This is a genomic window from Colwellia sp. M166, assembly GCF_024585285.1.
Taxonomy (GTDB): Bacteria; Pseudomonadota; Gammaproteobacteria; order Enterobacterales; family Alteromonadaceae; genus Cognaticolwellia.
Genome location: NZ_CP040755.1, coordinates 3,990,757 through 4,003,750, shown reverse-complemented (window position 1 = coordinate 4,003,750; position 12,994 = coordinate 3,990,757). Strand labels below are relative to the sequence as shown.

Annotated in this window: 11 protein-coding genes; 3 read left to right on the top strand and 8 right to left on the bottom strand. The window is 38.2% G+C overall.

Annotation, left to right across the window (positions count from 1 at the left end):
• Nucleotides 1–69 precede the first annotated feature (69 nt).
• The 3 genes from FGD67_RS18075 to FGD67_RS18065 form a co-directional block, all read right to left on the bottom strand.
• A complete protein-coding gene (locus tag FGD67_RS18075; protein ID WP_257172441.1) occupies nt 70–693 on the bottom strand; it encodes an AAA family ATPase in 624 nt (207 codons plus the stop codon).
• A gap of 115 nt (nt 694–808) precedes the next feature.
• Nucleotides 809–1,003, bottom strand: coding sequence for a hypothetical protein (locus tag FGD67_RS18070; RefSeq protein WP_257172440.1), 195 nt, complete (start codon nt 1,001–1,003; stop codon nt 809–811).
• 293 nt (nt 1,004–1,296) lie between these two features.
• The gene (locus tag FGD67_RS18065) at nt 1,297–1,713 is read right to left on the bottom strand and encodes a VOC family protein (RefSeq protein WP_257172439.1); all 417 of its coding nucleotides are present in this window, start codon (nt 1,711–1,713) and stop codon (nt 1,297–1,299) included.
• Between the two features lie 261 nt (nt 1,714–1,974).
• Here FGD67_RS18065 and soxR point away from each other — a divergent pair, with 261 nt between their 5' ends.
• Nucleotides 1,975–2,424, top strand: a complete 450-nt coding sequence (gene soxR, locus FGD67_RS18060; RefSeq protein WP_257172438.1) for a redox-sensitive transcriptional activator SoxR — start codon at nt 1,975–1,977, stop codon at nt 2,422–2,424.
• Between the two features lie 431 nt (nt 2,425–2,855).
• On the opposite strand, the gene FGD67_RS18055 is transcribed toward soxR, so the two are convergent.
• Nucleotides 2,856–3,380 carry a MarR family winged helix-turn-helix transcriptional regulator gene (locus FGD67_RS18055; protein WP_257172437.1) on the bottom strand — a complete coding sequence of 175 codons (525 nt, stop codon included), beginning with the start codon at nt 3,378–3,380 and terminating at the stop codon, nt 2,856–2,858.
• 272 nt (nt 3,381–3,652) lie between these two features.
• Here FGD67_RS18055 and FGD67_RS18050 point away from each other — a divergent pair, with 272 nt between their 5' ends.
• On the top strand, nt 3,653–4,243 hold the full coding sequence (locus FGD67_RS18050) for a carboxymuconolactone decarboxylase family protein (RefSeq protein ID WP_257172436.1): 591 nt from the start codon (nt 3,653–3,655) through the stop codon (nt 4,241–4,243).
• A gap of 77 nt (nt 4,244–4,320) precedes the next feature.
• Here FGD67_RS18050 and FGD67_RS18045 read toward each other — a convergent pair whose 3' ends face one another.
• Both FGD67_RS18045 and mltF read right to left on the bottom strand, forming a co-directional pair.
• The gene (locus FGD67_RS18045) at nt 4,321–4,479 is read right to left on the bottom strand and encodes a hypothetical protein (protein WP_257172435.1); all 159 of its coding nucleotides are present in this window, start codon (nt 4,477–4,479) and stop codon (nt 4,321–4,323) included.
• 152 nt (nt 4,480–4,631) lie between these two features.
• Complete coding sequence (gene mltF, locus FGD67_RS18040) at nt 4,632–6,062, bottom strand: membrane-bound lytic murein transglycosylase MltF (protein ID WP_306556765.1); 1,431 nt, start codon at nt 6,060–6,062, stop codon at nt 4,632–4,634.
• A 184-nt stretch (nt 6,063–6,246) separates the two neighbouring features.
• On the opposite strand from mltF, the gene purL reads away from it, so the two are divergent.
• Entirely contained in the window at nt 6,247–10,209 is a 3,963-nt protein-coding gene (gene purL / locus FGD67_RS18035; protein ID WP_257175157.1) for a phosphoribosylformylglycinamidine synthase, read from the top strand.
• 388 nt (nt 10,210–10,597) lie between these two features.
• Here the strand turns inward: purL and FGD67_RS18030 are convergent, their stop codons facing one another.
• Both FGD67_RS18030 and FGD67_RS18025 read right to left on the bottom strand, forming a co-directional pair.
• Nucleotides 10,598–10,804: a helix-turn-helix transcriptional regulator gene (locus tag FGD67_RS18030; protein WP_257172028.1), complete on the bottom strand. Its 207-nt coding sequence runs from the start codon at nt 10,802–10,804 to the stop codon at nt 10,598–10,600.
• 1,051 nt (nt 10,805–11,855) lie between these two features.
• On the bottom strand, nt 11,856–12,863 hold the full coding sequence (locus tag FGD67_RS18025) for an MBL fold metallo-hydrolase (protein WP_257172434.1): 1,008 nt from the start codon (nt 12,861–12,863) through the stop codon (nt 11,856–11,858).
• Nucleotides 12,864–12,994 lie beyond the last annotated feature (131 nt).

The window sequence follows — 12,994 nt, the reverse complement described above, 5'->3', positions numbered from 1 at the left end:
TATAGCATTGAGTAATACATGATTAAGAGCGTTAGAAGATCAAGAAACTAAACTTACACATAGCCCTTATTATGTTCGACTTTCCACGAAGTTATATATTGCGTTTAATATTTCTAAACTGTTTAATTTATTAACTGGTTTGTCTAAATTTATTATTTTATCTGCTAAATTACTCGGGTTATCGGACTCAAGAAACTCAACTGAATTTAAACTTATGGCACGCATAGCCTGAAAATACTCAAACTGTGGCGCAATTAGTTGCAAATGTTTAACAAAATTTCTTCTAGATCGTGTTGGATCTGAAACTTTCCTTGCACTCAATTCAGAATGAGGAGCCTTAAGGACAATATATTTATTTGGAAATTCGATATCACCGTTCTGAACTCTGCATTGGTAAAAATCAAACACCTCATTTAGTGGTTGAAGACCGTCATTGGTAAATATCCAGTTATACCAAACAGGCTGAAATGGATCTCCATCTAATACTGCAACACCACCTTTTTGTGATTCATCTCGCGCCAATTTCCACCGGTCTATTTGGCGCTCAAAATACCAAGTGCTTGATTCATTTATCGAGCTTTCAAAAAGCTCATTTACTTCAGCGATTCTAAGATAGCCAAATCTTTCTTCTAGTAACTTACTCACTGTAGTTTTGCCTACAGCGCTAGCACCTTCAAGACAGACAATACTCATGGCTACTCCGAAGTGCCAACACCTAAATAACAGGCAAAAGATTGTTGGTTAAAAAAGCGATGCAGGAGCATAAGCAACTATTACTTGTCCTGCTTTAACGACTTATAGTTATGTTTTAACTATCAGCTGATTCTTGAGTTGTTTGTTTTTTCCTTAATAAAGTAATTAGCTGAACTTGAGACTCTGCTATAGACTTTTGAGAACCTGCAATGTCTGTAATACGGTTAAGTAATTTGACAGCAAAAACGATAACCGCAGCGACAATTGCAAGTTGAAAAATAATGGCTAAAAAAGCTACTCCTGCGAACATATACGATCCTTATATAGTGAATAAAGCATAAATAGTTTTAATAACTTACCAGTAAGTTTAATTACATTCAACTTCATCTATGTGTGTACGTAACGTGCCAAATGTCTTGGTCAGGTATTTATTTGGCGACAAAAATTATTCATTAGAAAATATACAGCAAAAAATTTGCTATTAAAGCATTCAATATGCACTTTGAAGTCATGTCGATGGAATTAGCTAATGACTATAATGGTGGCTTTTTCAACAGGCTAATTAAATTAATAATCTCATAGGTTGCTGATTGATTTAAGCGGCTAATAATCATTTTTTTGTCCAATATCTGCAGTTAAATATTCAACAAGTTCAATTTCATAGCCGTCCGAATCAATAAAGTAAGTATTGTTACGAACGCCTGCAGCACCATCACCCTGCACTCCAACAAATCCTGCCGCCATTAGTCGTTGAGTTATATTCGTTAACTCGTTAGTCACAAAAGCAAAGTGACTTAGCCCTACTTGAAATGCACGATTGTCGCGAATATCGCTTTCACCATGGTCACTCAACGCCAGATAAATATCATCATCGCCAAAGTGTAACCAGCGTCTTGGCTTGCCATACCATGTGGACTGCCCCTCACCTCTAATACGCCAGTGTGGAAAAGCGACTTGATAAAATTTTAATGCTTGTGGAATGTCTTTAACAACTAAATTTAAATGCTCTAAATACAACATGGTAATCCCTCTTATGATTAATTTATTTTCAGCAAACTAGCAAATTACATATTCAGTAAAGTTGCACAATAAATTTCTAATGTGCGAGAGATAACCTTTGAGATAAAGTGACTTACTTGTGATTGTTTGCTTTTTTTTGCGTGATCTTTTAATAAAGCTTTCATTGTCTTATTCCTCTGCGTTAATCTGAGTATCAGTATAAAACCTCAAGTTAGCTTGAGGTAAAGCGATTTTTCAACAAATTCAAAAAAGAAGATATCTATGCTGGAAGAAGCTAATTTAAGTGTCGGACAAGTAGCTAAGCGCTGCGGTGTAAAGGTATCAACTTTACATTTTTACGAACAGGTGGGTTTAATCAAAAGCCTGCGTAATCAAGGCAATCAACGGCGTTATAAACGTGAGGTATTGCGGCGAATTTCAGTCATAAAAGCCGCACAGAAAATGGGCGTGTCGTTAGAAGAAATTAAAAAGGCTTTTGCCAACTTACCAGATAAAAGAACACCAACTAAAGATGACTGGCAGCAGTTATCACGCTCCTGGCGGCAAGGCTTGAACCAAAAAATAGCATATTTAGAAAAACTCAGAGATTCACTTGATGGCTGTATCGGCTGTGGCTGTCTTTCGATGAAAAACTGTCCAATATATAACCCTGAAGATATCTTAGCCAGTGAAAATAACGGCCCGGTATTACTTGAAAGAAATAGTAATTGATCGTTAACTTTGGCCCTATAGCTTAACTGAGAAAGAACTTATATCTGTGTAAATAACCAATTTCGAGCATCTTGCAAGTGGTAGAAATATTTGCAGTTTTTTAATTGTAACACTGCTGGCTAAGCATTATTAACAATACCAAGCTGAAGTTGATGGTTATATGTCATTGCCCGAGCCAAACCGTTTTGCCTGTTTAACCACAAGATGTGCTGATTAGATATTCTATGCACATTAGACGTGCTCACTTCTTACGCCGTACAGTCAAACAATAAGCAAAACCTTGACCATTCAGGCTATCTACTATTTGTGAACAAACGGCCTGCGTTGCAAAGTTATTAAAATGTCGACTGAAATAGTTTTCAACATTCTGCCGTCAAGTTCAACGGTATAAGTGCCGTGCTCAATCATAACTTTTAAAACTATTGTTTATCTTAGCTTTGCTGACTTTTTTTATACCAACGTAAAAGCTCTTTTTGATCCGCTGGAATTTCTAAGCCTTGATTAACAAATGATAAAGCCTGTTGCGCTAATAGCTGCTCAGCTTTAGCTTCTATTTTAGTTAAACATTGATAGAAAACTTGCTTTTCATCGTCATTTAAAACACTTTCCAGTGCTTGAGCACGAGGCTCTAAGGCATTACTCAGCTGCTTGTACAAGGTCACACCAAGCTCAGTTAAGGTTAAGTGTTTAATATTTTTACTGACCGAGTCAGGTTTCGCCGCGATCAGTTTTTTCGCTAAAAGTACTTTCACTGCTCGGCTAACAGTAGAAGAGTCGAGTCGAGATTGATAAGCAATATCCGCTGATTTAATCGGCATATATGAGCCAATATTAAGCAATACTCGCATTTCTCTCGGCTCTAAATTTGATAAACTACGGATATTTAAATCACGGTTAAGTGCCAACAAATTACTTACTATTGCGACACGATAGGGTAAATGTTCGGATAGGTTCAATGGTTCATCAACTAAATTAGTTAGATTAAACGCTTGCTCTCTCGCTGAAGAAGAAATAATTACACCTTAAATTGTCAGTAAAATCATCCAAAAATCACTTTACCTTGCAGCTAAAGTTGACACAAGTTATATCCATATATTTTCAATACGACTTTCATTTATAAATGAAAATTTGAAATACTTAACGATATTGCATTTGCAATATCGATCATATATGTTAAAACTGAATGAAGTATTTTAAGCGTTATAAATTATCTTTGGAGATCACACTCATGCCCTTAGTTCGCCCTCTTGCTAGCGATGAAAATAAAGAAGTTGTAGAGCTTGCACGATTTTTCAATGAAACCTTAGGTTTTTGTCCTAATAGCGTGCTCACCATGCAGCGACGCCCTGCGATTGCTAAAGCCTTTATTAATTTAAATATGGCTGTAATGGCAAATGATGGCCGAGTTAACGCAGAGCAAAAGCGCTTAATTGGCTATATTACCAGTGCGAATACCGGCTGCCGATATTGTGAAGCTCATACCATTTTAGCCGCGCAACGTTACGGCGGTACAGATGAGCGTCTAGAAAATATTTGGAATTTCCGTGCTAGTACCTTGTACACAGCAGCAGAAAAAGCAGCTTTTGAATTTGCTTTAGCGGCTTCAAGTGTCCCTAATGCAGTTGATGATAATATTGCAAAAGCGCTGCATAACTATTGGGATGATGGTGAGATAGTTGAAATATTAGCCGTTATTTCATTGTTTGGTTATTTAAATCGTTGGAATGATTCTATGGGGACAACCATGGAAGATGGTGCGGTTGAAGCTGGTGAACAGCTATTACAAGCAACAGACTGGAGTCGAGGAAAACACAAATAACCAGGTAGCTGGTGATTTAAACTGGTAGAAATGAGCTACTGAACAATGAATTTGGTATTAAAGGATCTGTTTTCAAGTTAGCAATGACCTAGCTCGTTATTTACTTTAATACACGTTGGTAGCTCACTGTATCGCTCTAATGAAAACTGCATATGACGGCGATTAGCCAATCGTACCTTATTACGATGTAAGGTTCTTTTTCGTTGATTACTTGCTAAATATCTCTTAATTCTCATATTAACCTCTTTAACATACATATTACTGATAGTTTTCAGTAGATACTTTATAACTTAATGTAATTTTAAATACTTACAATCAGTTTTCTTAGTATCACTAAGGTATATGACAATTTCATGACACAGCGCATAATATCAATAAATCCCTGCTATTACTCAACAGCAACAACATGCTCAGCATCAACTAAGACTTGTTTGGTCTGATTATCCATCCAAGTTAACGTATCATAGTAACGACGAATGTTCTCAACATAATTAACCGGTTCATCACCACGAGCGTAACCATAGCGCGTTTTTTTATAAAACTTTTTTTGTTTTAATAAGGGTAAACGCTCTTTTACTTCCACCCAGCGATCAGGATCGCCACCTTGTTGTTGAGTAATTTTTCTCGCATCATTTAAGTGCCCTAAACCAATATTATAAGACGCAAGCGCAAACCAAAGTCGGTCTGGATCTGGAATTCTCGCGGGCATACGACCAATAAGTCGCTTAAAATATTTTGCGCCACCACGAATACTTTGCTCGGCATCTAACCTACTTTTTATGCCCATTTGCTTTGCTGTTGGTAACGTTAGCATCATCATACCACGCACACCGGTATATGAACGGGCATGAGGTTCCCAATGAGACTCTTGATAACTGATTGCAGCGAGTAAACGCCAATCAACCTCTTGTCCATATTTTTCAAATAATGGTTGATATTTCGGCAATTTTTGCTCAATTGCCTGAATAAACATTCGGGTATCAACATAGTTAAATTCTTCAATATGACCATAATGTTTATCATTCAAGGCTAATAAAACACCGTTATGATGAACCTCACCAAAAAACTCAATTAAGCTGGCAAAAATAGAGTTATCACCATTTTTATTAACCATCCAAGCTAAAGGCTCTTCTTGACGAATGGTAAAGCCGATGCTTATTTCAGGATAATAGCGACGACTAATCGCCAAGGTATTACTGTCAGCAATGGTGTAATCAATTTCACCAGAAAGCACACGTAACAGTAATTCTTCGCTATCTAATTCAGCGCTTGTCGACCAAGAGAGTTCCGGGTGAGATATCTTTAATTGTACCAAGCTTTCCACATGGCTCGATTGTTCTACCACCGCTAGCTTGCCGGTTAAATCAGCAAGTTTTCGGGGTCTAATGTTGCCCTGTTTAAAGACTAGCTTTTGACTAACATCATAATAACTTGGAGCAAAGTGATACTGTTCACGACGTTCATCAGTCACGGCTAGGCCAGCTGCTAAAAAATCAACGCCACCATTATCGAGTTGCTGAAACAATTCATTTAAGTTGTAGCTAGGCATCATTTTTAATTCGACACCCAAGTATTCAGCATAGTTTTTAGCTAATTCGTATTCAAATCCCGCTGGACCTTCTGCATCAAGATAATAGCTAGTGTTACCATAAAGCGTGCCGACAGTGACGTAGCCACGATCTATGATGCGTTGCAAACTAGCCGGTGTTTCTTGTGTTTTACAACCAGAGAAAAGCAGCATAAATGGCAGTAAAAACAACACCAACAGCTTATCCATGCTAAGTTTGTTAGCAAATGATTTTATTTGATTTTTTATCATAGTGCCTATTGTCACGTGAATTGAGATATTAAAAAAGCTATTTTTTATAATTGTCAATTATATCGCTAAGAAAATTCCGCCAAAATATGACAAATCATTTCTCTAATTAGGCCATTTAATCTATAATACGCGCGTTTTTTATCCTTAATAAATCTAACCGGTGAAATAGACTATGTCGATGTTGATGAAAACCCTTCGCGGTGCGCCAGCACTATCTGATTTTAGAATAAGTAAACTACTAAATCAGTGTTCTGAACTGCAACTGCCCGTTACGGATATCTATGCTGAATTTAGCCACTTTGCACATATTTCAGAGCAATTGAATACTGAAGAGACTGAAGTTTTACAACAACTTCTTAAGTATGGTCCAACAATTGAAGAACATGAGCCTGTTGGGCAACTATTATTAGTAACACCGCGTCCTGGCACTATTTCACCTTGGTCATCAAAGTCTACCGACATCGCAAACAACTGTGGTTTAACTAAAATCATTCGCTTAGAACGAGGCCTAATTTATTATGTTAGCACCGAAGATTCTTCGCCATTAACCCCAGCGCAACAGTCAACATTAAATAACTTATTGCACGACCGTATGATGGAGACCATTTTTAAGGATCTCAATGATGCAACAGCTCTATTTGCTAGCGCAGAGCCTGGTGAATTAACCAGTATTGATATTGAGCACGGCGGTAAAAATGCCTTAGTACAAGCCAATATTGATCTCGGTCTTGCCTTAGCTGATGATGAAGTTAACTACTTATTTGAAAACTTCAGTAAACTTGGCCGCAATCCGCACGACATCGAACTTTATATGTTCGCTCAAGCTAACTCAGAGCATTGTCGTCATAAAATATTCAACGCAGACTGGACTATCGATGGCGTAAAACAGCCTAAATCATTGTTCAAAATGATCCGTAACACCCATGAAGTCAACCCTGACTTTGTCTTAAGTGCTTATAAAGATAATGCTGCGGTTATGGTGGGTAATAAAGGCGGTCGTTTCTTCCCAAATCCTGCAACCAACGTTTATGGTTATCACCATGAAGACATTCAGATACTAATGAAGGTTGAAACCCATAACCACCCTACGGCTATTTCCCCTTATCCGGGTGCAGCAACAGGCTCAGGTGGTGAAATTCGTGATGAAGGCGCTACCGGTATTGGTTCAAAACCGAAAGCAGGTTTAGTCGGATTTTCAGTTTCAAACTTACGTATTCCTGGTTTTGAACAACCGTGGGAAACTGACTTTGGCAAACCAAACCGTATCGTTTCGGCCTTAGATATTATGACTGAAGGTCCTTTGGGCGGTGCGGCATTTAATAACGAATTTGGTCGCCCGGCTATTTTAGGTTATTTCCGTACTTACGAAGAGCAAGTTAACTCGTTTAACGGCAGCGAAGTACGTGGTTACCACAAGCCCATTATGTTGGCCGGTGGTTTAGGTAATATTCGTGACGAGCACGTACAAAAGCGTGAAATTGTTGTTGGCGCTTACTTAATTGCGCTTGGTGGCCCAGCCATGAACATAGGTTTAGGTGGCGGCGCAGCTTCTTCAATGGCTTCAGGCCAATCAGCTGAAAGCTTAGATTTTGCTTCTGTACAACGTGAAAATCCTGAAATGGAACGTCGTTGCCAAGAAGTTATTGATAAGTGTTGGCAGCTAGGTGAAGAAAACCCGATTGCTTTCATCCATGATGTTGGCGCAGGTGGTTTATCAAATGCTTTCCCTGAATTAGTTTCTGATGGCGGCCGTGGTGGTGTTTTTGAATTACGTAACGTACCAAATGATGAACGCAGCATGGCACCACATGAAATTTGGTGTAATGAGTCTCAAGAGCGTTATGTTATTGCGGTATCAGACAAAAACTTAGCAACCTTTGAGCAAATATGTCTTCGTGAACGCGCACCATTTTCTGTGGTTGGCCGTGCAACTGAAGAAGAACATTTAACGGTGAATGATTCACACTTTGCCGGCAATGAAAAACTTGCTACGCCAATTGATTTACCGCTTGAAGTGTTATTAGGTAAAACACCGAAAATATTTAAAGACGTTGAAACAAAAATAGCGACTGGCGATAACTTTACCGTTGCTGACATCACCTTAGCTGATGCGGCAGAGCGTATTTTATCACTACCTACCGTGGCAGAAAAAACCTTCTTAATTACTATTGGCGATCGCTCGGTAACCGGTATGGTTAATCGCGACCAAATGGTTGGCCCTTGGCAAGTACCCGTTGCCGATTGCGGTGTTACCGCTTCAGCACTTGACTCTTACCACGGCGAAGCTATGTCATTGGGTGAACGCACTCCCGTTGCATTGCTAAACTTTGGCGCTTCAGCACGTTTAGCGGTAGCTGAGTCATTAACCAATATTGCCGGTACTGATATTGGCGATTTGAACCGCATTAAACTTTCAGCTAACTGGATGTCACCTGCGGGTCACCCAGGTGAAGATGCTGGTTTATACGAAGCGGTAAAAGCCATCGGTGAAGAACTTTGTCCTGCGCTTGGCTTAACCATTCCGGTTGGTAAAGACTCAATGTCGATGAAAACGACATGGCAAGAAGCGGGAGAAAATGGCGAAGACAGCGGCGAGCAAAAATCAGTTACTTCTCCAATGTCATTAATCATCACCGCTTTTGGTGTTGTTGAAGACATTCGTAAAACCGTAACGCCTGAATTGAGAATTGATCAAGGCGATACCCGTATCATTGCCATTGATTTATCAAAAGGTAAACAGCGTTTAGGCGGTTCATGTTTAGCACAAGTTTACAAACAGCTTGGCAACGAAACACCTGATGTTGATTGCCCTGAAACCTTAAAAGGTTTCTTCAACGCTATGCAGACACTAGTACGCGATGAAAAACTGATTGCTTACCATGACATTTCAGATGGTGGTTTATTTACCACGGTTGTTGAAATGGCATTTGCAGGCCATACCGGTGTTGATATCGACTTAAGTAAGCTGACATCAGCGTCTGGTAATGACGTAGATGTATTGTTTAGTGAAGAGCTTGGCGCGGTTATTCAAATTCGCGAAAGCGATGTAGATGCTATTAATACAGTATTTGCTAAATTTGGCATTGAAGATTGTTGTACTGATATCGGTCGTATCAATAACGAAGATACCCTGCGCTTTAGCCGTAACGGTGAAGTCGTGCTAGAAAACTCTCGTACTTACTACCGTACAACTTGGGCACAAACCACGTATAAAATGCAATCATTACGTGATAACCCAGAATGTGCACAACAAGAGCATGACGTTAAATTCGATACTGAAGATCCAGGTCTAAACGCTGACTTAAGTTTTGATATTAATGAAGATATTGTTGCTGACCTTATTATCAAAGATGCGCAAAATGCCAAGGTAAGCAATCCTCGTATTGCTATTTTACGTGAGCAAGGTGTTAACTCGCACGTAGAAATGGCTGCGGCTTTTGACCGTGCTGGTTTCATTGCTATTGATGTACATATGTCAGACATTTTATCTGGCCGCACTGACTTAGCCGACTTTAACGGTTTAGTGGCTTGTGGTGGTTTCTCATACGGCGATGTACTTGGCGCTGGTGAAGGTTGGGCGAAATCTATCTTGTTCAACAAAGACGCTAAAGCTATGTTTAAAGCCTTTTTTGAGCGCGAAGATACTTTCTCATTAGGTGTTTGTAATGGCTGTCAAATGCTGTCAAACCTGAAAGAAATTATTCCTGGTGCTGAGGCATGGCCACGTTTTGTGCAAAACAAATCAGAACGATTTGAAGCGCGCTTTAGCTTGGTAGAAATACAAGAAACACCGTCTATCTTCTTTGATGGCATGGCTGGCTCTCGTATGCCAATCGCGGTTTCTCATGGTGAAGGCCGTGCCGAGTTTAGTTCTGATGATGCTATCGATACAGCGAATCTGTCTGGCACTGTAGCTCTGCGTTATGTTGATAACTATGGTCATATCACTGAAACCTACCCGGCTAACCCGAACGGTTCACCTGACGGTATTACAGCGTTAACGACAACCGATGGCCGAGTAACCATTATGATGCCACACCCTGAACGTGTGTTCCGCACTGTGGCCAACTCATGGCACCCTGATGAATGGCAAGAAGATTCACCTTGGGTACGTATGTTCCGCAACGCCCGTAAGTTTATTGGCTAAGCAGCTACGACATTAGTAACTTATCACTCATCTGGTAAGTTTCGGTTATGAAAAAAGCGCCTTTGGGCGCTTTTTTATTGCCTTAATACCAATTGAATTAAGGCAATGTGTGACTACGCATAATGATTGATACTAGTCTTATTTACGGTTGATAGTTTTTAAAGGGGAAGTTAGCTATCGGTTGTTCTTTAGGTCAAGTGATAGCCAAAAGCGGTCATAAATCTTTTGTAGAACAATGATCATATTTAGGGTAATACCACCCTAAATATGATCATTGTTTGTGGGGCTGGTTTAAGCTCAAAGCAGTCGTTAGCTGAATCGTGTTGAAATCTACTTTTTCAACTTATAACTACAAGTTAAAAGCATAAATAAAATTATTGGACTTTATTTATTCATCTAATGCGAATATTGACTCTACAGGAACTTCGAAATACCTAGCAAGTTTTAGAGCAATAACAACTGATGGAGTAAAACGACCTGTTTCGACTGTACTAATTGTTTTTCTAGACACGCCAATTAAGTCAGCAAGTTGCTGTTGAGAAACCTTCCTTTTACTCCGTAATTTCGCAATATTATTATCTAATTGACTATTCATCTTCGCCTCGTAATAGAAGTAATATTGGTAAGCTATAACTGATAAATGACAGCCCAAGTGTAAACTCAGCAAAGTCACTAAAGGATAGATTAACTAAAAAGCTTTGAAAGTGATGACCGAAAACAGAAAAAAACACACAAGGAAAGCACAGGAAGTATTGAATGAATATTTAAACCCTTTATTGTTAATATGATTAAAATACTCATCATTAAAATGACTATACCATATTGTATATCTATCCATATTTCCCATTGATTTTATTGTTTTAAATAATGTAAAAACAATAGATATACCTAAAACTATACTTAATAGACCTAAGGTTATGTATAACCAATCATATAGAGTAATAAAAGGCTCAAGTAATTTGTATAAGGGAGAAGATATAAACATTAACCCTACAAATATCCCTAATAGTGAATTTCTTTTTAAGAAAATCTGTTCGTTTATTGCTGTCGATATGATTTGAGTATTCATTGATTTATTCCATTAACACAAAAATGATACCTGTAGGTTACTTGTGATACCCTAAGTTGTCAATGGTAACCTTTAGGTATCAATCAGTATGAATGAAGATTATTATCAAAAGTTAGCCTGCTGCATAAGAATGGTATGACTATTTGATCGTCTCAACAGCCTCTTTTATTTAAAGTGTCTATGACTGCTTTGGTGGCTTTGTTGACTATCAAGATCAGGTTAGCTCAATAGCTTATGAGCACTAAATATAGCTCAAAAATATATTTATTTTAATGTCCGCTTTCGTATCTAAGCGGACTATTTATTTTGATAAATTCACGCCTAAGTTAATAACCTGCGGGGTCAGGTTCGTTGAAAGTAGTCGGAATTGAATAAACGGAATTATGAATTAGACTTTGGATACCCAAAGAATGTAAAGGAAAAAAAGTTATCATGCCACCCATGATAATAGTCAACAACAATGACACATCAATGCTCTTTCATTTCGAGTATTTAAACACTTATTTATTGAAAAGTTCACTCAACAATTTAGAGTGAGTGGCCTGTTAATTTGTGTTAATTTATCCTGCTAAAAAATCTAAATTAAATAAGGCTTTCCAAACGTAGGAATAATGACTTTTAGAGGATCCAAGTTTAATTTCTTAATTTCTTCTTTAAGCGTCACAATCGGATCATTGTATCCCTCATCTGTTAACTTAAAAGTCCCAAAATGAATCCCGATCATCTTTTTACTGTCTAGGTCTTTAAATGCTTGTAGAGAATCCTTTGGATTAAGGTGGGCATCTTTCATGAACCATCTAGGTTCATAAGCGCCAATTGGGAGCAAAGAAAGGTCGGGTGCACCAAGCTTCTCTTTAATTATTTTAAAAAACTTTCCATATCCTGTATCCCCTGCAAAGTAGATTTTATAAGCATTTTCAATATAGAAACCACCCCAAAGCATTTCTCTTTTATCAAATATACCTCTAGCCGACCAGTGTTGTGAGGGAACAAAAGTAATCTTAGTTTTATTAGCGGTTATACTTTGCCACCAATCAAGATCGACAGCCGCTTTAATTCCGTTATCTTCTAAAAATGACTTCGTTTTCAACCCCGCAACGAATTTTGGGGCATCTCTATCATTTAAGCGCTTGAGCGTATCAAGATCTAAATGGTCATAATGATTATGAGAAATAAGAACAATGTCAATTGCTGGTAAATCATCAAAGGCAATGCCAGGCTTAACAACTCTCTTGGGGCCAGCAAATTGAACCGGTGAAGCTCTGAGTGAATATTGAGGATCTGTTAATATATTTAAATTATCAACCTGAATAAGCACTGATGCATGGTTGATTACAGTAATAACTGGCTTGACTGATCTTTGGGTAGAGGGCTTAAATTGCTTAGAGTCAATTTCATCTGGCCAAGGAGTAGATTCACTCATACTCCCCATTTGCCACTTCAGCAAATCAAGTAGACTTTTATCGACAAAGGGCTCAATGTTATCAAATTTAACACCATCAAAAGGAGCATTAGTCTTTTCATGAGGTTGGGATGTGCAGGAGGAGAGTAAAACGGTAAATACTAACGATAATAACTTTTTCATTTAGTTTGCTCATTATTTCTTAGAAGTTATCATGCCACCCAAGATAATAGTAAGCAACAATGACACATTAATTTAGAGCGTTTAAACACTGATTTATTGAAGAGTTAACTCAACTGAAAAACTTATTCTCA

Excerpts from the sequence above, each read along its gene's own strand:
- FGD67_RS18070 (WP_257172440.1), bottom strand. The coding sequence starts at position 1,003 with ATGTTCGCAGGAGTAGCTTTTTTAGCCATTATTTTTCAACTTGCAATT.
- soxR (WP_257172438.1), top strand. The coding sequence starts at position 1,975 with ATGCTGGAAGAAGCTAATTTAAGTGTCGGACAAGTAGCTAAGCGCTGC.
- FGD67_RS18025 (WP_257172434.1), bottom strand. The coding sequence starts at position 12,863 with ATGAAAAAGTTATTATCGTTAGTATTTACCGTTTTACTCTCCTCCTGC.
- purL (WP_257175157.1), top strand. The coding sequence starts at position 6,247 with ATGAAAACCCTTCGCGGTGCGCCAGCACTATCTGATTTTAGAATAAGT.
- FGD67_RS18075 (WP_257172441.1), bottom strand. The coding sequence starts at position 693 with ATGAGTATTGTCTGTCTTGAAGGTGCTAGCGCTGTAGGCAAAACTACA.
- FGD67_RS18050 (WP_257172436.1), top strand. The coding sequence starts at position 3,653 with ATGCCCTTAGTTCGCCCTCTTGCTAGCGATGAAAATAAAGAAGTTGTA.
- FGD67_RS18065 (WP_257172439.1), bottom strand. The coding sequence starts at position 1,713 with ATGTTGTATTTAGAGCATTTAAATTTAGTTGTTAAAGACATTCCACAA.
- mltF (WP_306556765.1), bottom strand. The coding sequence starts at position 6,062 with ATGATAAAAAATCAAATAAAATCATTTGCTAACAAACTTAGCATGGAT.
- FGD67_RS18045 (WP_257172435.1), bottom strand. The coding sequence starts at position 4,479 with ATGAGAATTAAGAGATATTTAGCAAGTAATCAACGAAAAAGAACCTTA.
- FGD67_RS18030 (WP_257172028.1), bottom strand. The coding sequence starts at position 10,804 with ATGAATAGTCAATTAGATAATAATATTGCGAAATTACGGAGTAAAAGG.